Source organism: Thermococcus gorgonarius (genome assembly GCF_002214385.1).
Lineage (GTDB): Archaea > Methanobacteriota_B > Thermococci > Thermococcales > Thermococcaceae > Thermococcus > Thermococcus gorgonarius.
In genome coordinates this window covers 1461689-1487668 of sequence record NZ_CP014855.1, presented here as the reverse complement: position 1 = coordinate 1487668, position 25980 = coordinate 1461689, and the positions used below count along the sequence as shown (strand labels likewise).

The window sequence follows — 25980 nt, the reverse complement described above, 5'->3', positions numbered from 1 at the left end:
TTAACGGATGCACAAATACGTGAAATCCGATAGGCTAACCGCTAATTTTTTCGAACTTCGCAAAGACCCCCTCGAAGTATTCATCGACTAGCGAGATGACACCGGAGGAGTCAAAGGGGAGTGCCCTAATGGACTCGTACGCCTCCCGCAGGAAGCCCCTCGCCGTTTCCATGGCCTCCCTGAAGACGCCGGCGTTGCTCATCCTCTCAAAGAGGTCGAGGAGATTCTCCTCCGTAGGCTGGAGCAGGGTTCTCTGGACGATTGCGGAGCCGTAGCGCTCGGAGTAGAGTATGAGAGGGAGAGTCGTCTTCCCGTTGAGTAAGCCCTTGAAGCGATCCTTGCCGGTTCCCGGGAAGTAGTCGAGAACGTCGTCAACTATCTGGAAGGCTCTGCCGACGAGGGTTCCAGCCCTGTCAAGCTCCCTCCAGAAAGGTTTCCCGATGTAGTAAGCGGGCAGCGCAAAGGACGCCCCGAAGAGCTTACCGGTTTTTCCGTCGATTATCTTGTAGTAGGTTTCGATGTCGAGGTGGACGCTCCCCCTCACAGCCTCCTGCAGGATTTCAGCCTTCACCATGTCCTCAACGACTTTGGCGACGTAGTCAACCATCTCAACCCTCTTCGAGGCGATTATCCTGAGTGCCCTCACGAAGAGGAAGTCGCCGCTGAGAACGGCCAACTCCGGCCCCCACTGCATGGGCACCGTTGGACTGTTCCTCCGCTTTTCAGCCAGGTCTATGACGTCATCGTGGATAAGGCTGGCAGTGTGGATGAGTTCAACGGCAGACGCGAGGTCGAGGGCGTCTTCCTCGTCGAGGCCGAGGCCCTTTGAAACCGCCAAAGTTATCCTCGGCCTTATCCTCTTCCCTCCACTCCGTATCATGTACTCCCTTATCTTCTTCGCGAGTTCAACGCTTCCCTCTTCCGGGCAGACGCTGGGAGTTAAGGCCATTAAAAGGGAGTTATCGAGCTTTCCCATGACCCTTAAGAGGGACTCGGGCAGGGAAATGAGGAAAATCCGCTTTCCAGCTTTATCCACAACAAGCTTCACGAGCTGGCCGAGCGGAACCACTTCCGGCCCGCAGACGTTGACCTCGCTCTTTCCATTACCTTCAGCGAGGTCCGCGAGGAGCTTTGCTAAATCTCGAACGTCAACGGGCTGGACGGGTGTCTTAAGATTTGGAAAAACCCTCCAGCGGAGAGCCTCTTTGAAAAGCCTCTGTCCAGGCCCGAGGACGAGAGAGGGCTTGACTATCGCGTAGTCCTCGAGCTTTCTAACTTCCCGCTCGCCGAGGGCCTTGCTCCTGAAGTACTCTATGGAAGAGTTCTCATCGGCACCGAGGGCGCTCATCTGAATCAATCTGATGCCCGTTCCTTTGATGGCATCGGAGAGAGCTCGGGGGATTTCGTAGTGGACGAAATAATCGCCTTTGAGGACTCCAATGAGGTTTATGATGACGTCAGGGCTTAGTTTCTCCACGAGCCGGGCGTACTCCTCCGGCCTTCCGGAAATCTTAATCGTCCTGACCTTATCGTGCTTTAAGTCCCTCCTCGTTGGGACAACGACCTCGTGCTCCCTCTGGAGAAGCTCCCTGAGAACGTAACCACCTATAAAGCCGCTTCCACCGAGGAGAAAAACCCGCATTGAGGAACCTCCGAACATCAAAATGAGAAAAAGGAAATCAGGCCTTGGGGTTTATTAAAGCCCTGAGCTGAGAGCTCCTGGCTCCGAGCTCCCTGTCGAGCATGAAGAGACCGTTTGGATGGTCGCCGATTATCTTGAGCTTGTCGAGGATAGCTTTGGTGCTGGCCTCCTCCTCGACCTGCTCCTCCACGAACCACTGGAGGAAGTTGTAGGTCGCGTGGTCGTTCTCCTCCTTGGCCAGGTCAACAAGCTTGAAGATCGATTGGGTAACGCCGACCTCGTGAAGGTAAACCGCCTCAAAGGCCTTGAGCGGGCTCTCAAACTCCTGCTTTGGCTTCTCTATCCTCTCGAGCTCGACCTTCCCGCCGCGGTCGAAGATGTAGTCGTATATCCTGAGCGCGTGGCCAAGTTCCTCCTCTGCTTGAGCCTCCATCCAGCTGGCGAAGCCGTCGAGGCTTTTGTCCCTGAAGTAGGCTGCTATGCCAAGGTAGAAGTACGCCGAGAAGAGCTCCTTATTGAGCTGTTCGTTCAGGGCCTTTAACATTCTTTCGCTGAGCATTAACATCACCTCAGGTTACTCTTGTTTTCGAACCTTATAAGTTTATCTATCAAACTTAACTCTAGACTAAAATCTTTGCCCATCACCACCGCGAGTGATTGAAATTCTGGCAAGTTTACATTTTTGTACAATCAAAATGTCAAAAAAGTGGTCAAATTAAGGCATGTTTTTGTCATCTTGTCAAAAGCAAAATTTATTTCGGCTGATAAAAGTTCATTAGGGAAACCGAAAAAGTTATATTTCCGAATTTCATTGGACAATATCGAGAACAAACCCACAAAAGTGGGTATGGAGGTGATGTGAAATGGCGAAGACAACCTTTGAGGAGGAGATCTACCTGAGGGCTTTGACCGGAAGGCTCGTCGGAAAGGCCCTTGCCGACCTCGGACTCAACAAGGTCGCGGTTGTTGCCAGCAGGAACATAATCTGCTCCAGCATAGCGACGGCTACCGAGGCGACCTTCATAACCCTCAGCGGAGGCGTTACCTACCACTTCCTCGCCGAGAAGGGCAAGGAGGCTGAGGTAGCGGAGCGCGTGAAGGAGTTCGCCCCGCAGGTTACGGTTCTCCAGTTCGGCGGTGAGACCCCAATCGAGGAGACCAAGGAGATATTCGTCGAGACACTCAGGCAGTTCGCCGAGAAGGACGTTCCTGGAGCGTTCGTCGTCCACGTCAGGATATTCGCGGCTGGAGGCCTTGCCAAAGCTTTGGAGGACGAGAAGATCAGGGAGTACCTGAGCAAGAAGGACCTCTTCGTCTACACCGTCGGCTTCGACGAGGGCAAGGTCTACGTCAACAAGATAATCCTCGACGGCAAGGAGATCAAGCTCGAGAAGATAGCGGAGTACCAGGTTACGCTGGAGCACGCCGACCTGCTCAACCGCTCCCTCAAGGACAGGAGCGTTACCTTCGCCTGAACTCCTTTTTCTTTTCTGTCTTATTGAGTGAAGGCTCATCTGTAAAGTCTTTTACCGCGGAGAATCGCAATCTTCAAATGGTAAATTGACCTCTCTACGAGATGCTGGCCATAAACCTCCAAAATCGGATTCTGAGGGATGTTATCTCAGTCCTCAAAAACGCGGGATTTGAGAAAATTAGGGCTTACAACGAGCAGGGCCTGCTTCTGGCCGAGGGATGAACTTTCGAAATTCGGTGCTTTCCGATGTGGGAAGCAAATTTAAATAACCCCCTGAACGAGCCCTCTCCGGTGATGGTATGAAGGTTAAGATAATTCTCGGGACGGCAAGGGAAGGGCGGAAGAGCGAGAAGGTAGCGAGATATCTCGCCAGAAAGGCGAGCGAGCTTGGCTGGGAAGCGGAGCTGATGGATGTAAAGGACTACCTCCTCTGCTACACCCACCGCTGGAAGGTAACTCCGGAGATGGAGCGTTACAGGGCCAAAATCCTTGAGGCTGATGCCCTGGTTATAGTTGCACCTGAGTACAACGGGAGCTATCCCGGCGAGCTTAAGATACTCCTCGACACGATTTACGACGAGTACGAGGCTTTACCCGTTGGGATAGTCACGGTTTCAGTCGTTACCGGAGGGACGAGGCTCCTGATGGAGCTTAGAACCGCGATGCTCAACTACCGCATGCTCCCCGTTGGCCAGGTGCTCTTCTACAACGTTGATGATATCTTTGAGGGCGAGGAGCTTAGAGACGAGAAGTACGAAGAGAGAGTTGAACGGCTTTTCAGGACCCTTGAGAAGTACGCAAGGGCCCTCGGGCCGATAAGGGATGAGGTAAGGGAAAAGCTTAGAGAGAAGGAGGAGCACCTCTAAGCCTACGGCGTAAACCTTCTTAAAAGGAGAAGTATACTTTAGGAGTATGGGCTTGGAAATGCCTTAAACAGCAGGAAGAGCTTTGGGAGGTGTTAAAATGTCCGGTAGATTTGAGGGCAAAACCTGCATCGTAACCGGGGGTGCAAGGGGTATAGGCGCGGCGATAGCCCACCGCCTCGCATCTGAGGGCTGTAAAACGGCCATCCTGGACGTTGACGAAGAGGCCGGCAGGATAAGGGAGAAGCAGCTCACTTCAATGGGTTTATCGGTCAAGTTCTTCAAGGCGGATGTCTCCGTTGAGGAAGAAGTTTCCAAAGCCATTGACAAGGTTTATGAAACTTTTGGCTCAATCGACGTCCTTGTGAACAATGCCGGCATAGGATACGAAAAACCTCTGGAGCTCCAGACGCTCGATGAGTGGAGGAGAGTAATAGACGTCAACCTCACCGGGCCATATCTATGTGCCAAACATGCCGTCAGATACATGAAGGAGAGAGGAGGTGTGATAATAAACATAGCCTCTACGAGGGCACTCCAGTCCGAGCCGAACACGGAGCCATATTCGGCTTCCAAGGGGGGATTGCTCGCACTGACGCACGCCCTCGCGATGAGCCTCGCACCTTACAGGATAAGGGTTCTGGCAGTTTCTCCCGGCTGGATAGACACGAGTGAGTGGCAGATACCCCCAAGAAGACCTGAGTTAAGCCCCCTTGACCACGGACAGCATCCGGCCGGAAGGGTCGGGCGGCCGGAGGATGTTGCCGCGCTCGTTGCTTTTCTGGCTTCCGACGAAGCCGGCTGGATGACGGGTGTCAACGTGGTCATAGACGGCGGAATGACGAAGAAGATGATATACATTGACGAAAACGTGATAGCGGACTCCATTAAGATGCTCCTCCAGGATACAGAGCTGGCTTCAATGATAAGGACGCTCATAGAGAGGGCAAGGAAGGACAGGGACGGGGTGCGTGAGGTATTGAAGGAGATCCTTGAAGGCTGGGACTGATAGCACTCGAAAGCTCCATAGCTAAAACCCGGCAACCTCTCTTCTTTCATTTTCACCTGCTCTGCCTTACGGGGCGATCCGCCTAAGGGAGAATCCAGAGGAGTAAAGCGGACAGGAGAAGGATCAGAAGGAAGTACGGCACCGAATAGCGGTGGAAATCCTCTATGCTCATCCGCGCTATCCTTATCGCTATCAGGTTTGCCAGCGAGCCCACCATGAAGCCCGTTCCGCCGGCGTTAACTCCCACGGCGAGCGGGCCCCAGTTCTCTGCGGAAAGGAGCAGGACAGTGGCGGGCACGTTGCTCACCGCCTGGCTGAGGAGTGCTGAAGAGATGAACAGCCCAATCCTGGACGAAGGTGGATGGAAACCCAGCGAGGCCATAATCCTTGAGAGTTCGCCGAAGTCCACGAAGATTAACGCGAAGGTCAACACCAGGGCCCAGTCGAAGCTGAGTAAAACGTCCCCCCCGACCAGGGAGAGAATCACCACGGTGAGGGGCAACGTCCAGAGGGCCTTTCCTTCCCGGGCGAGCACGATGTTAGCTATCAGCAGAAAGAGCGAACTCCAGAGCAGGCCTTCACGGACCTTCACCTGGTGGAGCTTTCTTTCGGGGAGGGAACCCCTGAAGGTCACAAAGGCAAAGAGGCGGAGAAGGATCAACCAGAGCAGGACGAAGGGGAGTATATAGGCTACGAAGTCTGGGAAGGGAACGCCGTAATGTCTCCAGATTATTATGTTCTGGGGGTTTCCTATCGGGGTCAGGGCGGAGCCGACGTTCGCCGCTATGGCCGAAAAGACGACCAAAGCCGTCATGTCTTTCTCAATGAGGCGCGAGAGAGCTACAATAAAGGGGATGAAAATGAGCATGGCGGTGTCGTTCATTATGATTGCCGAAGACAGCGCTATGGTCGGGAGGAGAATCATGGCGAGCCTCCTTTCCGAACCGCGGGAGAGGGCAATGATTTGGAGCGAAAGCTTCCCGAAGGCCCCCGACAGTTCGAGTCCTCGGGAGACGAGTATAAGCGAGGTTATCAGTGAAAGCCCGCCCCAGTCTATAAGAGCAGGCGTCCTTTTGAGGAGCGAGCCGTCCCTGAGAAGTAGGACTACGTTCCCGCTTTATGAATTCCGCCAGGCCCTTAGCCACTATCTCCCCTCGCCTCCGAGACACAGACGCGGATTATAAAGCTTTTCAGTGAGATGGGATACTGCGGGTAGCCAGAACTTATGGGAAGCGGCGTAAGGGTATTAAAGCCCTTGGAGAATCCTTCACGGTGGTGCTATGGAGTTCTTCGAAGTTCTTCGCAGAAGGAGGAGCGTGAGGCGCTTCCAGGACAGGCCCGTTCCAGAGGAGTTTGTGGAGAAGCTCTTAGAGTCGGCCTTCCTCTCACCGAGCTCCTTCAACAGGAGGCCCTGGCACTTCATCGTGGTTGACAACAAGGAGAAGTTGAAGGCCCTGTCTAAGGCCAAGCTTGGGGCTTCAGGTCTGGCCACAGCGCCGCTGGCGATCGTTGTAACCGCGGACGAGAGCAGGAGCGACGTATGGATTGAAGATGCAAGCATAGCGGCAGAGCACATACAGTTAGCTGCCTTTGACCTTGGCCTGAGCTCCTTCTGGGTGCAGATAAGGAACAGGATGCACAGTGAAGAGAAAACGGCCGAGGAGTACGTCAGGGAGCTCTTGAACATCCCAGAAAACTACCGCGTCCTCTGCATCATTGGGGTTGGCTATCCCGCGGAGAAGAAGCCTCCCCACGGGGAAGATGTCTTCGAATGGGAAAAGGTTAGTAAAAACGAGTTCGGAATGCCGTTTAAGGCCTAACCCCGTGCTTATTCCACGGCTTCAGAACATTTCCCCTTCGCATCAAGCCTTTCTAAAACCTTTTTACACGCTTAAGTTCACAGTTTCCCTTGAAAAGTACACCGGAGTCGAATACGTGGGAAAAATAATTGCGGATTATTTGGAAAAAAAGCTACGTTCCAATGACATTTTAATGAAAAATCCTTCAAGAAAAGTCTTTTTAACGGCGTTATTGAGCTATTCCGGGTGAACGGGGTGAGGAGAGCGCTCTTAATATTCGTGCTATCGCTCATTTTCGCGGGGTTCGTCGCTGCCGGCGAGGTCTCCTACGGGGGGCTTGGGTTCCACGACGTTTCGAGCGAGGAGGAACTTAACGCTCTCATATCCGCCCACGAGGGGGAATACTTCTTCCTCTTCTACCACTCCCAGAGCTGTCCTGCCTGTCGCTATATGAAGGAGAGCGTTTTTCCAACGCAGAAGGCCAGGGAAGTTCTGAGCGGCATCAACCTGGTGGCTATTGACGTCTACAAAGGAAGAGAGCTCACTAATCTTCGATACGTCGTAAAGGAGAAGGTCTTCGTAATCCAGCCCGAGAACTCAGGCTATTACACGCCGAAGAATCCAGGGGAGAAGATAAACGTCGGCGTCCCGGGGACGCCAACGATGGTTCTCTTCAAGGTCGAGAACGGCGAGAAGGTTCTCAAGGGAGTTGCCGTTGGCGCCCTGACTCCAGATGGTTTGGAGTTCTTTATAAAAACGGCAATTGGAGACGAGCTCCAGAACTCAACCACCAACAGTACTCAGACGGAAACCGCAAAAGAAGTAGTGACGGAGGAATCTTCGGGCACAAGGCTGAGCCTCACGGTTCTTCTCCCCATCTTCTCCGCCGGGGTGCTTAGCGTCTTCTCTCCCTGCGTGCTGCCGGTTATAGCGGGGGCGCTCTCGCTCACCTTCGCTAGGAGAAGGGTGGAAGTAATAATAGTAGGCATGGTTGCTTCCTTCGCCCTCCTCGGTGCGCTGGTTGGCAGTCTGGGGAGCTACGCTTCCCAAATACAGGGGGCGCTCTACCTCATCGGCGGAGTTGGCTTCATACTCATTGGAGCGAGCTTTGTAAGTGCTGACCTGAGGGCAAGGCTCGAGAGGCTCCTAAGCTTCTCTCCAGCTGAGGGAATAGTCTCAAAGAAGGGCATCGCCTACGACTTCGCCCTCGGTTCCGCGTTGGGGGCGACGTGGCTCGGCTGTATAGCGCCTTACGTCGGCTTCGCTGTCATTACGGCGGCCCTAACCGGGGAGACTCTCAAGGGTGTGGTCGTCATGGGCACCTACGGTCTCGGGATGGGCCTTACAGTTTACCTCATCACCATGTCCAAAGACCTGGGTGAGTGGATAAACAGGAAACTGCTCTCCCGTGGGGTCTCGCTCGGCGGAAAAAGCTCCAAGTGGGAACTGGCCCTCGGGCTCACCCTGATTGCTCTCGGCATGCTGATGCTCACCGAGGTGACCACACTCAAACTCTGGAGCAAGCTCTTTGAATCACTCTCACAGCTTTAAGGGGGTGGTAAAATGTTCAGGTACAGGAGGAAACTCGACATGGGGCTCAAGGAGGCCGAAGAGAAGTTTAAGGCGAAGGTTGAGGAGAAGGGCTACAAGGTCGTGCTTGAGTTCACGCCGAGCGACGTTGTGAAGGCCAAGCTCGGCGTTGAGATGGAACCATATAGAATCCTCTATGTCTGCAACCCGAAGAAGTTCTACGAGATGACCAAGGTGGAGTACGAGATCGGCTCCTTTGCCCCGTGCCCGGTTCTCCTCTACGAGAAGGGCGGGGAAGTCTACATAGCTATAAACACGGCTGAGGACGTTGTAGAGGTCATCAAGGAGCCGCTTGAAGACGTGAGGGCTGTTATTGAGGAGCTTTGATGATCCGTTTCTTTTTATTACTGCCCGGCTTGAAAATGCAGAGGAGGGAAAAGCTCAGGTCACCCTCTCAAGACCATTCCCTTTTATGATGTACGTGTCCTCGTGCTTTATTGCCCCTTCGCAAACATCTGCGGCCTTGGGAGCGGGACCTTCTGAAGGCTACACCCATGATGGGAAGGTGCATCAAAAGCCCTCACAAAAAAGTTAACATAAAAAGGAGACTTGCCTATCATTTTATAATCAAAACTCCCGAAGTATCTTGTAAATAGCTGAGAAGTCGAGCTCTTCAAGACCTTTTTCAAAGCCAACCCTGTAAAGCTCCCTAACAACTGCATTCAGAGGGACAGTTTTGTTTGAATCTAAGGCCAGATCATAGGCATAGGAAAGGTCTTTTACAAGGTTTTTAATCGAGAAGTGCGTTGAATAATCTTCGCTGAGCATCTTCTCCTTTTTTGCCTTCAGGACTACTGAGTTTCCAGCACCGTTTTCGAGGACTTCCACGAGTTCCTCCCTTGGTATACCCGCCTTTTCGCCAAGAGCTATTGCCTCCGCGAGGGCCGTCATAAATGCCCCGAGGACGAAGTTGTTGATGAGTTTGAGTTTTGTAGCTTTTCCTGGCTCCTCAAAGTAGAATATCTTCTTCCCGAGTTTCTCCAGATACGGCAGGACCTTTTTATAGGCCTCTTTTTCCCCACTTACGAGAATAGTCAACTGGCCGTTTCTTGCCGGTATGACGCTTCCAATTACCGGGCTCTCAAGGTAGTGTGCCCCTGCATTTTTGTAGAGCTCGTGGAACCTAAGGACTTTCCTGTGGTGGTTTGTGGTAGTATCAACGATGATCTTCCCCTCGATGTCCTTGCTTAGAATTCTCTTCGAAACCTCTTCAACTGCATTGCTGTCGTAGAGGGAAAGGAACACGATGTCGGCTTTTTCGACTACTTCTTCTGGACTTTTGGCGACGTTCCTGAATCCCTTTGCCTTTTCCAGAGTTCTATTCCACACTATAAGCTCATACTCCTCCGACAGCCTCTCCGCCATCGCTCTGCCTATGTGGCCAAGGCCTATCCATCCTATCACTGCTCCCACCTCCAAAATTTTGGATAGGTTCAAGGTCTGATAGCAGAAAATCACTATTAACGTTTCCCCTATCGACGTTCTTAATATTTTTTCGAACTAAATATTGCCAACAATTCTGTGAGCCGTTTAATGAACTTTTTTGTTTTCTACATTTCTCCTGCGAGCGGAGGACCAGGATAGCACACAACTTCAGGGGCACTGACCTGTGAGAGTGCATGTGAAAACTCTCCTACAGTTTTCATCTTTGAAGAACTGCCGTTATGAGTTTTCTGGTTAAACTCTTGTTATCCCTGGTGCTCAAAGGTGCTCTTTTGTACTGAAAAAATTTATATACCTTGAACCTACTGTATTGTACTAGGAGTACAATATGGTGGTGACCAATGCAGAAAAAAGCACTCTTCGGGATTTTGTTCGTTAGTGTTTTGATTTTGGGAGTCGCAGCGAGCGGATGCATATCCGGAGAAAAGACCTCCACTGGTACCACAGGCCAATCTGACAGCACTGCAACCGGAAAAGTAGTTGAACTTGAGTTCTGGCATGGGATAGAAGCCCCAGAAAACCAGAAGGTTCTTGAGGAACTCGTCAGGAAGTTCGAGGCTGAACATCCTAACATCAAGATAAAACTCGTCAACTATGGCGCTCAGGACAAGGCGGTTCCTAAGATCATGGCCGCCGCTCAGGCTGGCACTCCACCGGATCTCGTCTGGCTCAACCCGGCTCAGACTGGATTCTTTGCTGAGGCCGGAGTTCTCGCCCCGGTTGAGGACTTCATAAAGAACGACCCGTCCTTCAACAAGGAGGACATCTACGAGGGGCTCTGGGAGCTTGGAACATACAAGGGCAAGATATACACTGCCCCCTTTGACACCAACAACTTAGCCATCTACTACAACAAGGAACTCTTCAGAGAGGCCGGGCTCGACCCCGAGGCCTACATGGGTAAGGCCCTGAGCTGGGACGAGTTCAGGGAGCTGGCCAAGAAGCTCACGAAGGACAAAGACGGAGACGGTGAAATCGACCAGTACGGGTTCATGGTTCCCTTCGGAAGGCTCGAGTGGACGGTCTGGACATGGGAGGTCTTCCTCTGGTCGGCCGGTGGCGAGCTTCTCTCCGAGGATCAGAGCAAGCCAACCTTCGCTAGTGACGCCGGCGTAAAGGCCCTCCAGTACTGGGTTGACCTCGTCTACAAGGACAAGGTTGCGAAGCTCAGCGAGCCCAACGCGGGCTACAAGCTCGACGACTTCTTCGCCGGCAGGGTTGCCATGACCATAAACGGGCCCTGGAACTATCCCGTTCTGAAGGAACAAGGATGGCTCGACAAGACCGGAGTTATGCTGATGCCCTACGACAAGAGGATAGCCACCAACATTGGCGGTGAGAACCTCTTCATATTCAAGACAACGCCCGAGAGGGAGCAGGCTGCATGGGAGTTCGCCAAGTTCGTCATGAGCCCCGAGTTCCAGGTTACGTGGGCGCTTAAGACGGGCTACCTCCCGGTATGTAAGAGCGCCCTTGAAGACCCGGAGTACAAGAAGTTCTTGGAAGAGAACCCCTTCATAAAGATATACGTGGAGAACCTGCAGTACGGTAAGGCCAGGCCTCCAGTTCCTCAGTATCCAGATATGTCCGCAGCCATAGGAGAGGCCATTGAGGCAGCCTTGCTTCAGAAGAAGGATCCTGCCACTGCCCTCAAGGAAGCTCAAGCGAAAGTTGAACCCCTGTTTAAGTCCTGACCTCTTTCTCTTTTTTAGTTTAGGGAGGTGTAAGGAATGGTTTCACTGCCCTCTCGGAGAAAAATGAAATATACACTGGAGGCCTACGGCTTCTTGGCCCCTGCACTTGTAATTCTCATCACGTTCATCATATACCCCGTACTGAACCTCTTCTACATAAGCTTCTTTGACTGGAGGGGACTTGGTGCAAAAGAGTTCGTTTTCCTCGACAACTACAAGATGATCCTCCAGCGCGAGGAGTTCAGGCAAGTCTTGAAAAACACTATCATATATATCCTCGGCGTGGTTCCTACGACAATGGTTCTCTCTCTTATAGCAGCAGTCCTATTAAACACCAAAATAAGGCTCAAAAGCTTTTACAGAACATCCATTTTCTCCCCAACAGCGATTTCCTTCGTAGCGACTGGAATAATCTGGGTTTGGATGTTTAACTCGGACTACGGACTGGTAAACCGCGTCCTTGAAGCCCTCGGCTTTTCCCCACTCGATTGGCTCAAAAGCACATCTTACGCCATGCTCGCGGTTATAATAGCCACGGTTTGGGCCAGGGTTGGTTATTTCATGGTTATCTATCTCGCTGGCCTGCAGACAATACCCGAGGAGTACTACGAGGCTGCTGAGGTTGACGGAGCAACGTCCTTCCGGAAGTTCCTCCATATAACCCTCCCGCTCCTCAAGCCAACCCACGTGCTGGTTCTGGTTATGCTCACGATATTCTCCTTCAGGGACTTCGACCAGATCTATACGATGACCGGCGGGGGGCCTCTGATGTCAACAACGACACTGGCGTACTACATCTACGTCCTGAGCTTTGAGAGGTTTAGGTTCTCGGAGGGCGCCACGGTGGCTGTCATTTTGCTGTTCTTTGTAATAGCAGTCCAGTACCTTCAGAGAAAGGTCTTCGGTGATGAGGCGATATACTGAGGTGAGAAAGATGGATGGGACTAGGACACGTACAAAAATCTCGATAAAGAGCCTGCTAACCCATGCAGTCCTCTGGGTCTTCGTCGGGATAATCCTGGTTCCAATTCTCTGGACGTTTTTCACGTCTCTGAAGACCCCTGTGGAAATAGCACACGGAACTTTCCTCCCCGAGGTCTGGAGGTGGGAAAACTACAGGATAGCATGGGAACAGGCGGAGTTCCCGAGAAAATTCCTAAACAGCTTTATTGTGGCGATAACGGTTACCCTCGGCCAGATAGTCACCTCCGCGATGGCCGGCTACGCCCTCGCCAGGATGGAGTTCCGGGGGAGGGACCTCATATTCAACGTCGCAATAGCTTCAATGCTGATCTCCGAGCAGATAATCATCGTCCCACTTTACGTCATGCTCGCGAAGTTCGGGTGGATAGACTCTTACAAGGGCCTCGCGATCCCGTGGTTCTTCAACGGCTTTGGAGTCTTCCTTTTCAGACAGTTCTTCCTCACGATCCCTAAGGATATAGAAGAAGCGGCAATAGTTGACGGAGCATCGAGGTTCAGGATACTGTGGCAGATCATGCTCCCCCTGGCGACTCCAGCGGTACTGACGCTCTTCATGTTCACCTTCATAGCGGAGTGGAACTCCCTCTTCAAGTGGCTGATACTCGTCAAGTCTCCGGAGATGAGGAACGTCCAGCTCGGCCTGACCATATTCCAGGAGCAGTTTATCGCCCAGTACCATCTTCTCACGGCGGCAACTATACTCGTTTCCCTGCCGTCGGTGATACTGTTCCTCCTAGGCCAGAGGTACTACATCAAAGGTATTGCCACAACAGGAGTTAAGGGGTGATCGAAGATGAAGGTTGCCATGGTAACTCCCCACGGTGACCCGCTCGGGAAGCTCGGCGAGCCCGATACGGGCGGCCAGTGCGTCTACGTTAAGGAGCTGAGCAGGCACTTAGGGGCTTTGGGAGTAAAGGTTGACATATTCACGAGGCAGAGGGGTGGAAGAAAGGAGATAGAGCACATAAACGAGAACGTCAGAGTGATCAGGATAGAGTGCGGACCCGATGGCTTCATCCCCAAGGAGAAGCTCATGCCTTACCTACCAGAGTTCACGGACAAGGTTTCCGAGTACTTCGAGAAAGAGGGCTATGATATTGTTCACACCCACTACTGGGACGGCGGCTTCGTGGGGATGGAGCTCAAGGATCGCCACGGGGTTAAGATGGTTCACACCTCCCACTCGCTGGGAATACTGAAGGCAAAGGCCCTCGGCGACTTCGAGCCTTACAGGGAAAGGATAGAGCTCGAGAAGAAAATCTATGAGACGAGTGATGCCATAGTCGCCACGACGGAGATCGAGAAGGGGGACATCGCGAGCCTCTACGGGATTGACGAGGGCAAGATACACGTCATCCCCATCGGCGTGGACACGACCTTCTACAGACCCATGGGCGACAAAAGAGAGCTGAAGAGGGAGCTCGGCCTCCCAGAAGTTCCTCTGGTTTTCACCCTCGCAAGGCTCGACCCCAGGAAGGGCCTCGATCTGCTGATAAAAAGCGTCCCTTACATAAAGAAGTATTATCAAAGAAACTTTCTCGTGCTCATAAGCACCGGTACCGGGGCGAAGGAAGAAGAGAAGCAGATGAACAAGCTCCTAAGCCTCATTGAGGAGCTTGAAGTTAAGGAGTATGTCAAAATAATCCCCGCAATAGAGCCCGTCAGCATGGTTCCCAAGTACTACTCAGCTGCGGACGTCTTCGTTCTGCCTTCACCCTACGAACCCTTCGGGATAGTTATGCTAGAGGCCATGGCGTGCAAGACCCCGATCGTCGCCACGAAGTTTGGAGGTCCGGCGGAGGTTCTCCAGGACGGGTATGACGGCTTCCTCGTTGATCCGAGGGACTCAGAGGAGATGGGTAAGAAAATAGCCTTCATGCTTGAGGACGAAGGGCTCAGAAAGATCTTCGCCGAGAGAGCCTACCGAAAGGTTACCGAGAAGTACTCCTGGGACAGTGTAGCTCGGAAAATGCGGGACCTCTACGAGGGGCTGTGAGGGGAAAGACATGCTGGACGTGCTATCAATCGGGGAAGTGCTGGTGGATCTGAAGCTTATAGACGGGAAGATTAGTATGCACACCGGAGGCTCCTGCCTTAACGTTTCCTTTTATTCCCAGCAGGCGGGGGCAAAGTCCTCATTTATAGGCACGATAGGGGATGACTTCCTTGGGGACAATATAAAGAAGGAGCTCAAGGAATTAGACTTCAAGCCGACGCTCTCGGTTGTCGATCACAACACAACTTTAGTGCTAATAAAGGCCGAGAGTGAGACCCCAATTCCAATAATCTACAGAGGGGCCGACAGGTTCATAACAAAGGGGCAGCTGGAAGAGACCTGGAAGGACGCGAGGATTGTGCACACCTCGGCCTTTGCACTCTCACTCTCTCCTGCCAGGGAAACGATACTGGAGGCGCTGAAGTCCGCCAAAGAGAACGGCGCTTTAATTTCCGTTGACCCCAACTACAGAAGGCGGATATGGGAAAAGTGGGGAGCGGACGAGAAGGCCCTGCTTGAGGCCATTTCGCTGGCAGACCTAGTCAAGCCTTCTCTCGACGACGCCAAGGAGCTCCTGGGAATCAAGGATCCGATAGCCGTTCTGAGAGGATTCAAAAAACTGGGTGCCAAGAACGTCATCCTGAGCATGGGCTCGAAGGGCGTCATAGCACTTACGGAGGAGGGCGGATACATCAGGGTGCCGGCAGAGAAGGCGGAGCTGGTTGACCCGACTGGAGCGGGGGACTCACTTCTGGGAACGGTGCTGGCAAAGCTCTCACAGGGTCACGAGATGGAAGAGGCTATAAGGTCCGGGGTAGAAGTTGCCTCAAAGGTAGTCCGTGCAGAGGGAACACTGGTAAAGGTGAGGTAATGTGGAGAGCCTGCTGGAAAAGCTCAAGAAGTTTGGGTTCACCAAGTACGAGGCGCTTGCCTATATAACCCTCCTCTCATATGGTCCCCTAACCGCCAGGGGTATTTCCCAGAGGGCTCAAATTCCCTACAACCGGACCTATGACGTCCTGACCTCCCTTAAAGAAAGAGGCTTCGTTGAAGAGCTGGAGGGCAAGGCCAGGACTTTCGTGGCGGTCGAGCCCGAAGTGGCATTCCACCGCTACAGCAGGTCGTTGGAAGAACTGGTCGAGGAAATCAGGCAATTCGCGGAGAGCATGGGCGTTGAGGAACAGAAGTACGCGATATGGAGGTTCTCCTCTCCCGAGGAAGTCCTCCTGAGCCTGAAAACTATGATGAAGAAGGCAAAGTTCGAGTTCACACTGCTCGCCCCGAAGGGCTTCCTCCCGAAGGTCGAGGACGGCCTCAGGGGGCTTCTGGAGAAGGGGGTCACGGTCTCCATCTACACTGACGAGGAGCCGGGTCTGACTATGGAAGGGAACGTCTTCATAAGACTGACCGACAAGATAGGGCACATAATCGCCATGAGGGACACAACTGAGGTTCTGGTCTCTCCCAGCTTGGTCTTCAACGTTGAGGAAGAGTTGCCCTCCGGCTTCAAGTCCAACTTCCCGGAGATAATATTCTCCTACTACATCTACCTCAGGGACATCTTCGAGGAATCAAAGCCCATGAATTTCGCGTTGAATGGAAATGGAGATATGAGGTTCGCAGTGTTCTACCACGCCATTCAGGTGATTGAGAATTTCCTCACGAAGGGTTTTGAGGTGGACGCAGAGGTTCACACGATCTCTGGAGAGGTACTCAGAGGTAGGGTTACCGACTTTACGAACACCAGGATAATAAACAACTTCATTTTGGACACTGGGGATAGAAAAGTCCTCATCGGAGGACCGTTCTCCATACTTGAGGAGTACGAGGCGGTCGGCGTCGTGCTCCGTCCGAAGAAATCTCATAACAATGAAGATATTCAGGGGTGAGTGTGATGGCTGAGGTCAGGCTGGAGAATGTGTGGAAGATATTTGGGGAGTTTGAGGCTGTTAAGGACATAAACCTTGACATTAAGGATGGGGAGTTTATGATTCTCCTGGGTCCGAGTGGATGCGGTAAAACAACCACGCTTAGGATGATAGCGGGCCTGGAAGAACCCAGCAAGGGGAAAATCTACATCGGCGACAAACTAGTCGCCGACCCAGAAAAAGGAGTCTTCGTGCCACCCAAAGACAGGGACATTGCCATGGTCTTCCAGAGCTATGCTCTCTACCCGCATATGACGGTTTACGACAACATAGCCTTCCCACTAAAACTCAGGAAAGTTCCGAAGAGTGAGATTGACCAGCGCGTTAGAGAAGTTGCAGAAATGCTTGGGTTGAGTGAACTCCTGAACAGAAAACCCAGAGAGCTCAGTGGAGGTCAGAGGCAGAGGGTAGCCCTAGGCAGAGCGATAGTGAGGAGACCACAGGTCTTCCTCATGGACGAGCCGTTGAGTAACCTGGACGCTAAGTTGAGAGTTAAAATGCGTGCGGAATTGAAGAGACTTCAGAGGCAGCTTGGCGTGACAACGATTTACGTGACTCATGATCAGGTTGAAGCAATGACAATGGGCGATAGGATAGCTGTAATCAACCAGGGGCAACTTCAGCAGGTTGGAACCCCGGAAGAGGTTTATGACAGGCCGGCTAATACCTTCGTGGCCGGCTTCATTGGAAGCCCGCCAATGAACTTCATGAGCGTGAACATTACGGAGGAAGGCTTCGCGGACTTTGGGGATTTCAAACTTAAACTCCTGCCCGATCAGGTTGAAGTCCTCGAGGAGGCCGGATTGATCGGAAAAGAAGTGATTTTCGGAATCCGCCCGGAGGACGTGTACGATGCGTTCTTCGCGCAGGTCAAGATTCCCGGGGAGAACATGGCCAGGGCGCTGGTTGAGATTGTGGAAAATCTCGGTGGGGAGAAGGTTGTTCACCTGAAGGTTGGAGATGTTACTCTTGTGGGTAAGTTCCCTGCGGAGTCGAAGGTCAGTGAGGGCGAAGAAGTGGACATAGTCTTTGACATGAAGAAAATCCATATCTTCGAGAAAAGAAGTGGAAAAGCAGTATTCTGAACTTCACCGGAAGATCAAGAAGCTTTTCTTTCTTATTCTTTTCCCTGCTCTTCTCTCACTTTAGATACTGCTGACCATTCGGATATACTTCATCCTCTCCGTAGCATACGGCTGGGCCTGGCTCTGGAAGCTCTCCCATAAGGTCGCGGCCTCAGCTTCTTTTATAGGGGCAAGCAACTTTTTTGGATTGGCTAGTCTTCTCCCCCTGGACGGGCCTGGATAATACACAACTTCAGGGGCACTGGCGTGTGGGAGTACATGTGAAAACCAGGCTTTTGAAAGTTTTTTCACATAATCTCTTTTAAACCCGATTTTTCACTCCCATAGGGGTGAGGGCATGGACGAGCTGGAGATGATAAGGCGCAAGAAAATGCTCGAGCTCATGAAGAGGGCGGGAATGATAGAGGAAAGGCCAAAGGGGCCCAAAGTTTTCATAGAGGTCATAACCTCGTCCTCTACGCCGGCCACGGAGACTTCCCGAGGATAATCCTCGCCCCAGGAAGCCTCGAGGAGGCGTTCTACCTTACTGCAGAGGCCCTCAACCTGGCCGATAAGTACCAGGTGCCCGTGATAGTCCTCACCGACCAGTACTTCGTGGACACCTACTACAACCTGCCTGCGCCCGATGTGAGCAGGGTCAAGTTCGAGCGCCACATCGTTGAAGCAAAGCCCGGCTACAGGAGGTATGAGCTGACCGAGGACGGGATCTCGCCGAGGGCCGTTCCCGGTTACGGCGAGGAAGTAGTGATAGCCAACGGAAACGAGCACGACGAATGGGGAGACATAACAGAGGATGCAGAGCTGACAATAAAGATGCAGGAGAAAAGGGCTATCAGAAAACTCGAAACCATAAAAAGGAACGCCCCGCTTCCAAAGCTGATCGGCGACGAGAATGCAGAATACCTCGTGGTAAGCTGGGGTTCGACCTTCCACGTCGTCGAGGAAGCCCTTGAGAAGCTCGGGAGCGATAAAGTGGCACACTTACACTTCAGCTGGGTCTACCCGCTCAACCCTGAAGTCAGGAAGTTCTTCGAGGGCAGGAAGGTGATAGTTGTGGAGAACAACATAACGGGCCAGTTTGCCGATTTGCTCTGGAAAGAACTCGGCGTTAGGGCCGACCACAGGGTTCTCAAGTACGATGGGAGGCCCTTCCCTGTTGAAGAGGTTGTTGAGGCCCTCAAGGGGGTGGTAGAATGAACGTTCAGCTTCCCACCGGAAGAGAACTCTTTGAGCCAAAGAGGCCGGGGAGTGAAGATATAGCCTGGTGCCCCGGCTGTGGAAACTTCGGCATAAGGAACATACTCATCTCCGCCCTGGCTGAACTCGGGTTAAAACCGAACCAAGTCGCGATAATCAGCGGAATTGGCCAGGCGGCAAAGATGCCCCACTACGTCAACGCCAACGGCTACCACACGCTCCACGGAAGGGCAATACCCATAGCGACTGGCGTTAAGGCATCTAACCCGGAGCTGACGGTTATAGCTGAAGGCGGAGACGGCGACATGTACGCGGAGGGCGGAAACCACCTTATGCACGCGATAAGGAAGAACCCCGACATAACGGTACTCATTCACGACAACCAGGTTTACGGCCTCACCAAGGGGTAGGCCTCACCGACGACGATGCTCGGAATGAAGACGCCAACACAGCCCTGGGGCGTCTTTGAGGAGCCCTTCAACCCGGTCGCGCTTGCGGTGGCTTTAAACGCCTCTTTCGTGGCAAGAACGTTTATGGGCTACTTCAAGGAGAGCGTCGAGATCATCAAGAAGGCGATTCAGCATAAGGGCCTCGCGATTGTTGACATCCTGCACCCCTGCGTCAGCTTCAACAAGGTGAACACCTACGCATGGTACAGGGAGCACACCTACTGGATGGACGACCACGACCCCTACGACAGGGAAGCGGCATTTAAACGCGCCCTTGAGAGCAACCCGCTCCCGCTGGGAATCTTCTACATCAACGAGAAGCCGACCTTCGAGGAGATGGTTCCAGCTTACAGGAAGGACAAGACCCCGCTCTGGAAGCGCGAGCCAAAACTTGACCTCGTGAAGAAGTTCTTCAAGGAGAAGAGTTGATCTTTTCCTTTTATATTCAGAGCACGTCAATTTTGTGGAAGCCGTTTAGTTTGCGCCAATGAGAAAACAATCACTGGAATCCATGTAACTTCTGGCTTTTGTTCCTTGCTGTTTTTCTCTTTTTGGAATCCTGATAATTCTCTACCCAGATGCGCCCAGAAAAGGATTTAAAGTGCAGATTTAGGATGAGTAGGGATGAAGATGGGTGGAGTTTTCCAGATTCCGAGGGAACCTGGAGCGGGCGGAACGATAGTTCTATCAATGATAGGCGGCTTAATCCTGGCTCATGCTGACTGGCTGGGCTGGCTCATCGGGATGGCTGTTGCACTCGTCACGTTCTTCACCTTCGACTACGCCTTCGACTCCTACCGGGCATGGAAGCTTAAGGACATGGCCGTCGCCCTGGGCATTAACGGGCTGACCTACCTCATTCCAGCACTCTACTGGTGGAGGAGCATTGACGATTTAATCAGCGTACTTACAATCCCGTTTGGCGTCGTCGCGGTCCTCTTTGCGCTCCACTTCGCGTTCTCAAGAACCAAAGGCTGGAAGAGCCCGGTAACATACGCTCTTGGCAATCTCCTTCCTGCGGTGCCGGCTTTATTTGCTCCGGCAGTTTCTGGCAGGCCTTTCAGCGATGACATCTTTGTATTCTGGTTCCTCTTAGCCTACTACGAGGCGATTGGAGCGGCTTACGTTGAGACAAAGCTTGCCTTCAGGAAGTTCCCGAGGAAGTACCCGCTGATTGCGTGGCTTCCAGCTTTTCTCGTGGTTCTTTATAACCCCTACCTCGTCTTGGCGCTGATAGAGCCGACGGTGAGGCTTCTCAGAAACCTGAGGGAGGGCACCTACGTGGCGAAGATAGAGGACATAAAAAGGCTCGGCTGGAGCGTCTTTGGGAGTGTGATGCTTCTTTATGTCATAACCCTGGCGATTCTCTACCTGAAGTGAGTTCCCTTTTCGAATTTCTATTTTTTCGATGAAAACCTTTTTATCCGTTCTTTCGAACTCCCTACGGTGATGCCAATGGTCGACGTTAGGGTTGAGCAGCTCTGCACCGATCCCGAACTGTACATCATCAGGGTTGACGATGACAAGATCAAGTACTTCGAGGCCACCTGGGACATCCCGGAGGGCATAACTTACAACTCCTACCTGATGAAGCTGAAAGACGCGGTTGTGCTCTTTGACACGACCAAGGCCGAATATACCGACCTCTTCATGGATGCATTGAAAAAGCTCGTTGACCCGAAGGAGATAACGCACATAATAGTCCACCATACAGAACCGGACCACAGCGGAGCACTGCCGAAGGTTCTTGAAGAGAACGGCTACAGGGCACAGGTAATAGGCACGACCTTCGCGAGGAACCTCCTCCAGGGCTTCTACGGTGAGAAGGTAGTTGAGAACTTCAAGGTCGTCAAGGACGGCGAGGAGATGCAGATTGGAGGCAAAACCTTCCGCTTCATAGCCGTCCCCTGGCTCCACTGGCCCGACACGATGATAACCTACGTGGTTGAAGATAAGCTCATATTCAGCTGCGACGCCGGCGGCGGCTACGGAATTCCGGAGACGATAGACGACAGCGACGAGAGAGTTGTGGAGGAGTACCTGCCGCACGTCACCAAGTACATCGTTACCGTCATCGGCCACTACCACAAGTACATCGTCCAGAACATAAAGAAGCTCAAGGAGCTCGGCATCGTTGAGGGGGCAAGGATGATACTGCCCGGCCACGGACTCGTGTGGAGAAAGAACCCTAAGAGGATATTCGAGCACTACGAGGCCGTTGGCGCAGGAAAGGCCACGAAGGACAAGGTGCTGGTCATCTACGACTCAATGTACGGCTTCGTTGAGAGGAGGATGAACATCGTTATCGACGAGCTCAAGAAGCTCGGCAAGAAGCCCGTCGTTTACCGCTTCACGGACAAGGAGGCTCCAGCTGTGAGCGACATACTCGGTGAGGTTCCGGACAGCGAGGCTTTGATAATCGGCGCCTCAACCTACGAGGCTGAGATACATCCAAGAATACGCTACACCCTCTACGAGATACTCGACAAGGCCAACTACGAGAAGCCGGTCCTCATTGTCGGTGCCTTCGGCTGGGGCGGCGTTGCGGGCAAGAAGATAGAGACCCTCATCAGCAGGAGCAAGTTCGACCTCGTCGATACGGTAGAGAGCAAGGGGATGCCAACAAAGGAGGACGAGGAAAAGCTCAGAGAAGGCGTGAGGAAGCTGGTGGGCTGGATCAGCTAAACGGGCACGACGAGGGGGATTCCCCTCACCTCTTCTATTATCACATTGACACCGTAAACCTCCCTGAAGAGGGAAGGCTTCAGTATCTCCCTCCCGCCGTCAGCAACTATTCTGCCGTTTTTCATGAAAACAAACCGTCTGGCAAAGCGGAGGGCGAGGTTGACATCGTGCATCACCATGATGACAGTACCGCCCTCTGCGGAGAAATCCCTCGCGAGGCGCATGACCTCCAGCTGGCTCCTTATGTCGAGGTTGTTCGTCGGCTCGTCCATCATCAGAACTTTGGGCTCCTGGGCCAGTGCCCGGGCTATGCCCACCTTCTGCAGTTCCCCGCCGCTCAGTTTGTTGGTGGTTTTCAGGGCAAAGCCAGCTATCCCCATTCTTTCGAGTGCCCTTTTGACAGCTTCGAGGTCTTTCTTCGATGGTCTCAGTCCCATGTAAGGTCTCCTTCCGAGGAGAACGGTGTCGAAAACCGTCATAAAGCCCGGCTCGGTTCTCTGGGGCACGTAAGCAATTATTCTGGCTAATTCATTCCGAGAATACTCTCCGATAGGTTTTCCAAAAACCTCGACGCCCCTGCAGTTCAGGATTCCTGAGATGCACTTGAGGAGGGTACTCTTTCCGGCCCCGTTCGGGCCGAGAATCGCCAAGAACTCGCCTTCTTCAACCTCAAGGTTTATCCCCTTCAGAACATCGGCGCCGTTGTAGGAAAAGCTGAGGTTTCTGGCCTTTATAGCTTTCATCTCCTTCCCTCCATCTTCACGAGCAGGTATATGAACGTCGGTGCCCCAAGGAACGAGGTCACTATCCCAACCGGAAGCACCATCGGGGCCAGTACCAGCCTGGCGACGGTGTCAGCAGTCACGAGCAGGAACGCACCCGCGAGGGCTGAAAGCGGTATCAGGAAACGGTAGTCACCACCGGCGACGAGCCTTATGGCGTGCGGTGCTATCAAACCTATGAAGCCGATAACTCCGACAAAAGCAACGCTGACGGCCGTTATCAGCGCCGCGAGGAAGGTCGATATCAGCCGAACCCTCTCGACCTCAACGCCGACGCTCTTCGCCACCTCATCGCCGGCGGCCGAAGCGTTCAGGTCCCACCTCTTTATGACGAAGTATACGAAGACCGGAGTGAACACGGCCAGCATTATGGCGTCCTCTCTCCACGTGGCCCTGCCGAGGTCGCCGAAGCTCCAGTAGACCATCGCCGCCAGCTGAAGCTCGTCGGCAAAGTACTGGACGAATGTGGTGAGGGCGACGAAGAGGGAGCTCATGGCCACTCCGGCGAGGATTATAGCCTCCGGGGACAGGCCTTTAAGCCTTGCCAGGAGCAGAATCACCCCGACCGCAGTCATTGCGCCGATGAAGGCGAAGAGCACGACGGCGTAGGGGTTGTCGAGGGATATCCTTCCAGAGCTCTCGGCATAGCCGGCACCGAGGATTATGGCGAGGGAGGCACCGAACATGGCCCCGTGGGAAACGCCCATCGTGAAAGGCGTGGCAAGGGGGTTCCTCAGGAATCCCTGCATAACGGCACCGGCAACTGCAAGTGCAGAGCCGACGAGGAGGCCGGCCACTATACGGGGCATGCGGACCTTCCAGACGACAAGGTGAGCGCTCTCGCTCCCCTTTCCAAGGAGGGCGTCGAGCACCTCCCGTAGGGGAATGTAGTAGGAGCCGTGGGAGATGGAGTAGAGGCTGACCAGAATCGTAAAGAGGAGAAGGAGGACGCCAATGAAGAGCTTTCTCGCCACGTACCTCTCGTAGTCCATGGCCATCACGGTGAGGTTGGTAGTGAGTACTTAACGGTTCCGTTCTCGAGGTCTATCTTTCCAAAGCCTCCGAACTGCTCGGCCATCTCCCTGTAAACCGGCTTCCCGACGAGAAAGGTGTATATCTCGTCTGCTTTCTCCGCTGGGTCGACGTCGCTGAAGCGCTCTGGGTAGAGGACCTTTCCGATGTAGTATGCATCCGCCAGCGCAGTGCCTATGTTTGTCGTGTAGAAGTTGAACGGGAGCAGGCCGTAGACGTTGCCGTTCTTTATTGCCTTCAGCGAGCTGTAAAAGTCGGGATTCTTCCTGTAGTCGTCGAGGAGGAGCTTCAATCCACCCTCGTCGATGAAGATGTAGTCCGGCTGCCACTCGAGGAGCTTCTCCTTGTCTATCGAGTGGTGCCCTTTGCCGAGTTCGTCGGCGACGTTATCCGCGCGAACCGCCACGAACGGTGGGTACTCCCCTTCGGTGCTCTCTATGCCGTGGGCGCCTTTGTAGCCGATCCCACCGACGTAGACCTTCTTGGGCTCCACACCCTCAGTGCGCTTTGAAAGGTCATCCTGGACGGATTTGATGAAGTTTATGACCTCCTTCGCCCTTTCTTCCTTTCCGAGTATCCTGCCAGCGAGCTCAAGGGACTTGAAGAGTTCCTCGTCGTCGAAGGTCGCCAGCTCGCCGTAGCTGAGAACCACGACCGGAATTCTGGTCTTCTCTTGTATATCGTCGGCGGTCTTTTTATCGACGTAGGTCATGAATATCACGTCGGGCTTGAGGTTTATCAGGGCCTCGAAGTCAGGCAGCTTGCCAGGCCCGCCGGGCCCTATGCTGGGCAGTTCTTTGAGTTCGGGATGGGCTATGATGTAGGGCCTGCCGTAGGAGTAGCGCTTCTCAAAGTCTTCAACACCAGCCACCATGTCGCTGGCGTTGAGGTAAACTATGAGCCTCAATGCCCCTGGCCCAGCGGCGACGACCTTCGTCACCTTCGCCGGCACCTCGACCGTTCTCCCAAGGGAGTCAGTGACAGTCACGGTCTCCTTACTAGTGCCCCCCGTGTTCATGCTCCCTATGCAGCCGCTGAGGGATACAACCAGCGCGATGATGAAAAGGGAGAGTAATTTCTTCATTTCACTCCCTCCCTCCGAGTTCGATTATTCCCCTGCCGACCACGCCGAGGTACTTCTTCCCGGCGCAGCGGAGGCAGAAGGGCTTTCCATCGAGGTAGACAGCTCTCGTCTCCATGACGAGTTCACCGCACTTCGAACAACGTACGCTATCGAATATGGGTGCCTGCTCTATCGGCGGCACTTTAACGCGCTCGACCTTGAACTCCTCCCTCGGCAGGTGGAGCATTCTGTGAGCGGCTTCCTCCCAGAGCTTCCAGAGCTTTGCCCTCTCCTCTGGAGTCCCCCTTCTTTCCTTGATGACTTTGTTGAAGAGCTCCCTCGCCCCGGGTGGGTAGTACTTGGCCAGCCTCTCTGCGTCTGCGTAGACCCTCACCCCTTCCCACGTCGAGCGCTTCACGAGCGTCAAGGCAGTCTTTCCGAGGTCGAAGTAAATCAGCGAGTTGTTCCCGAGGGTGCAGCCTGTGGTGACCTGCACGCCGTCCGTGAAGCAACTGTTCACCTCGACTATCGCGAGAATGCTCTCGTCAACGCTTCCCGAGTAGTCGAGCCTTCCGACGTCGAGTTCTTCCATCGCCAGGAGGGACGCCCGTATCCCGAGCGCGAGGTAGGGGCAGACGTGCCCGTGAAACTCCCTCGCGTATTCGAGGATGCCCTCTGCATCTCCTGCCTCCACCAGCCGGTTGAGGTTGAGCATAGTATCACCATTTCATGATTTAATAGCACGCTTTTTAACCATTTCTGGAATTTGGTGTTATTAACCGGAGGTTACAAACGTCTAACCCACGAAGAACCCAAAAGGAGAAATAGATACTGCCCTGCGAACCCTAAACGAGCTCCTTTCCAGTTCCAGTCATGACGAGCTTGCCGTGCTTTACTCCCTTCAGGCTCAACAGCCTGTCCGCTATCTCCTTTATTCTGCTTGCCTTTCCTTTGACGATAACGACCTCAAGACAGTTGTGTTCGTCCATGTGGACGTGAATGCTCGAAATTATCTCCTCAAGGTAGTCGTGCTGCAAATCGAGGAGCTCCTTCACAACATCGGCCTCGTCATGGTTGTAGAGCATCGTTATAGTTCCAGCCACTTCAGCGTCGCCTTGCTCCCACTCGTGCCTGACTATGAAGTCGCGCATCATATCGCGTATGGCCTCGCTCCGGTTGACGTAGCCCTTCTCCTCGATGATCCTGTCAAACTTCTCAAGAAGCTCCTCAGGGACTGAAACGCCAAAGCGAACAACGCCCATGAC

Annotated in this window: 24 protein-coding genes and 3 pseudogenes; 18 read left to right on the top strand and 9 right to left on the bottom strand. The window is 53.3% G+C overall.

Annotation, left to right across the window (positions count from 1 at the left end; all coding sequences use genetic code 11):
* Positions 1-34 precede the first annotated feature (34 nt).
* Both A3K92_RS08290 and A3K92_RS08285 read right to left on the bottom strand, forming a co-directional pair.
* Positions 35-1642: a polyprenyl synthetase family protein gene (locus A3K92_RS08290; RefSeq protein WP_198361938.1), complete on the bottom strand. Its 1608-nt coding sequence runs from the start codon at positions 1640-1642 to the stop codon at positions 35-37.
* A gap of 37 nt (positions 1643-1679) precedes the next feature.
* Positions 1680-2201 (bottom strand): ferritin, encoded by a 522-nt coding sequence (locus tag A3K92_RS08285; RefSeq protein WP_088885807.1) that lies wholly within the window; start codon positions 2199-2201, stop codon positions 1680-1682.
* A 304-nt stretch (positions 2202-2505) separates the two neighbouring features.
* Here A3K92_RS08285 and A3K92_RS08280 point away from each other — a divergent pair, with 304 nt between their 5' ends.
* The 3 genes from A3K92_RS08280 to A3K92_RS08270 all read left to right on the top strand — a co-directional run bounded on the left by A3K92_RS08280 (position 2506) and on the right by A3K92_RS08270 (position 4988).
* Complete coding sequence (locus A3K92_RS08280; RefSeq protein WP_088885806.1) at positions 2506-3117, top strand: hypothetical protein; 612 nt, start codon at positions 2506-2508, stop codon at positions 3115-3117.
* 298 nt (positions 3118-3415) lie between these two features.
* Positions 3416-3982 carry an NADPH-dependent FMN reductase gene (locus A3K92_RS08275; protein WP_088885805.1) on the top strand — a complete coding sequence of 189 codons (567 nt, stop codon included), beginning with the start codon at positions 3416-3418 and terminating at the stop codon, positions 3980-3982.
* A 97-nt stretch (positions 3983-4079) separates the two neighbouring features.
* Complete coding sequence (locus tag A3K92_RS08270; RefSeq protein ID WP_088885804.1) at positions 4080-4988, top strand: SDR family oxidoreductase; 909 nt, start codon at positions 4080-4082, stop codon at positions 4986-4988.
* Between the two features lie 82 nt (positions 4989-5070).
* Here the strand turns inward: A3K92_RS08270 and A3K92_RS08265 are convergent, their stop codons facing one another.
* The gene (locus tag A3K92_RS08265; RefSeq protein ID WP_088885803.1) at positions 5071-6045 is read right to left on the bottom strand and encodes an SLC13 family permease; all 975 of its coding nucleotides are present in this window, start codon (positions 6043-6045) and stop codon (positions 5071-5073) included.
* 223 nt (positions 6046-6268) lie between these two features.
* Between A3K92_RS08265 and A3K92_RS08260 the strand changes: the two genes are divergently transcribed.
* The 3 genes from A3K92_RS08260 to A3K92_RS08250 all read left to right on the top strand — a co-directional run bounded on the left by A3K92_RS08260 (position 6269) and on the right by A3K92_RS08250 (position 8704).
* Positions 6269-6808, top strand: a complete 540-nt coding sequence (locus tag A3K92_RS08260) for a nitroreductase family protein (RefSeq protein WP_088885802.1) — start codon at positions 6269-6271, stop codon at positions 6806-6808.
* Between the two features lie 225 nt (positions 6809-7033).
* Entirely contained in the window at positions 7034-8338 is a 1305-nt protein-coding gene (locus A3K92_RS08255) for a cytochrome c biogenesis protein CcdA (RefSeq protein ID WP_335755189.1), read from the top strand.
* 12 nt (positions 8339-8350) lie between these two features.
* Positions 8351-8704: a DUF302 domain-containing protein gene (locus A3K92_RS08250; protein ID WP_088885800.1), complete on the top strand. Its 354-nt coding sequence runs from the start codon at positions 8351-8353 to the stop codon at positions 8702-8704.
* 240 nt (positions 8705-8944) lie between these two features.
* On the opposite strand, the gene A3K92_RS08245 is transcribed toward A3K92_RS08250, so the two are convergent.
* Positions 8945-9781 carry an NAD(P)-dependent oxidoreductase gene (locus A3K92_RS08245; protein WP_088885799.1) on the bottom strand — a complete coding sequence of 279 codons (837 nt, stop codon included), beginning with the start codon at positions 9779-9781 and terminating at the stop codon, positions 8945-8947.
* A gap of 380 nt (positions 9782-10161) precedes the next feature.
* On the opposite strand from A3K92_RS08245, the gene A3K92_RS08240 reads away from it, so the two are divergent.
* From A3K92_RS08240 to A3K92_RS08180, 12 genes and pseudogenes are all read left to right on the top strand, one after another.
* Positions 10162-11514 carry an ABC transporter substrate-binding protein gene (locus A3K92_RS08240; protein WP_088885798.1) on the top strand — a complete coding sequence of 451 codons (1353 nt, stop codon included), beginning with the start codon at positions 10162-10164 and terminating at the stop codon, positions 11512-11514.
* Positions 11515-11550: 36 nt separating this feature from the next.
* Positions 11551-12438, top strand: coding sequence for a carbohydrate ABC transporter permease (locus A3K92_RS08235; RefSeq protein ID WP_088885797.1), 888 nt, complete (start codon positions 11551-11553; stop codon positions 12436-12438).
* A gap of 10 nt (positions 12439-12448) precedes the next feature.
* Positions 12449-13285, top strand: a complete 837-nt coding sequence (locus tag A3K92_RS08230; protein ID WP_088885796.1) for a carbohydrate ABC transporter permease — start codon at positions 12449-12451, stop codon at positions 13283-13285.
* Between the two features lie 6 nt (positions 13286-13291).
* On the top strand, positions 13292-14494 hold the full coding sequence (locus A3K92_RS08225) for a glycosyltransferase (RefSeq protein ID WP_088885795.1): 1203 nt from the start codon (positions 13292-13294) through the stop codon (positions 14492-14494).
* Between the two features lie 10 nt (positions 14495-14504).
* Positions 14505-15365: a carbohydrate kinase family protein gene (locus A3K92_RS08220; protein WP_088885794.1), complete on the top strand. Its 861-nt coding sequence runs from the start codon at positions 14505-14507 to the stop codon at positions 15363-15365.
* Position 15366: 1 nt separating this feature from the next.
* Positions 15367-16383: a TrmB family transcriptional regulator gene (locus tag A3K92_RS08215; RefSeq protein ID WP_088885793.1), complete on the top strand. Its 1017-nt coding sequence runs from the start codon at positions 15367-15369 to the stop codon at positions 16381-16383.
* A gap of 5 nt (positions 16384-16388) precedes the next feature.
* Complete coding sequence (locus A3K92_RS08210; RefSeq protein WP_088885792.1) at positions 16389-17507, top strand: ABC transporter ATP-binding protein; 1119 nt, start codon at positions 16389-16391, stop codon at positions 17505-17507.
* Positions 17508-17844: 337 nt separating this feature from the next.
* Positions 17845-17970, top strand: a pseudogene (locus A3K92_RS08200) (thioredoxin family protein); the annotation flags it as partial.
* Positions 17970-18704 (top strand): annotated as a pseudogene (locus A3K92_RS08195) (2-oxoacid:acceptor oxidoreductase subunit alpha); the annotation flags it as partial. The pseudogenes A3K92_RS08200 and A3K92_RS08195, both read left to right, overlap by 1 nt.
* Positions 18701-19582, top strand: a pseudogene (locus A3K92_RS08190) (thiamine pyrophosphate-dependent enzyme). The pseudogenes A3K92_RS08195 and A3K92_RS08190, both read left to right, overlap by 4 nt.
* A gap of 195 nt (positions 19583-19777) precedes the next feature.
* Positions 19778-20533, top strand: a complete 756-nt coding sequence (locus A3K92_RS08185; RefSeq protein ID WP_232460866.1) for a hypothetical protein — start codon at positions 19778-19780, stop codon at positions 20531-20533.
* Between the two features lie 75 nt (positions 20534-20608).
* A complete protein-coding gene (locus A3K92_RS08180) occupies positions 20609-21838 on the top strand; it encodes an FprA family A-type flavoprotein (protein ID WP_088885790.1) in 1230 nt (409 codons plus the stop codon).
* On the opposite strand, the gene A3K92_RS08175 is transcribed toward A3K92_RS08180, so the two are convergent.
* The 5 genes from A3K92_RS08175 to nikR form a co-directional block, all read right to left on the bottom strand.
* Positions 21835-22581 (bottom strand): ABC transporter ATP-binding protein, encoded by a 747-nt coding sequence (locus A3K92_RS08175; protein WP_088885789.1) that lies wholly within the window; start codon positions 22579-22581, stop codon positions 21835-21837. The genes A3K92_RS08180 and A3K92_RS08175 overlap by 4 nt on opposite strands.
* Positions 22578-23612 (bottom strand): FecCD family ABC transporter permease, encoded by a 1035-nt coding sequence (locus A3K92_RS08170; protein ID WP_088885788.1) that lies wholly within the window; start codon positions 23610-23612, stop codon positions 22578-22580. The genes A3K92_RS08175 and A3K92_RS08170 overlap by 4 nt, the downstream gene beginning before the upstream one ends.
* 5 nt (positions 23613-23617) lie before the next feature.
* Positions 23618-24736 (bottom strand): iron ABC transporter substrate-binding protein, encoded by a 1119-nt coding sequence (locus A3K92_RS08165; protein ID WP_088885787.1) that lies wholly within the window; start codon positions 24734-24736, stop codon positions 23618-23620.
* A 1-nt stretch (position 24737) separates the two neighbouring features.
* On the bottom strand, positions 24738-25430 hold the full coding sequence (locus A3K92_RS08160) for an FmdE family protein (protein ID WP_088885786.1): 693 nt from the start codon (positions 25428-25430) through the stop codon (positions 24738-24740).
* A 130-nt stretch (positions 25431-25560) separates the two neighbouring features.
* Entirely contained in the window at positions 25561-25977 is a 417-nt protein-coding gene (nikR, locus tag A3K92_RS08155; protein WP_088885785.1) for a nickel-responsive transcriptional regulator NikR, read from the bottom strand.
* Positions 25978-25980 lie beyond the last annotated feature (3 nt).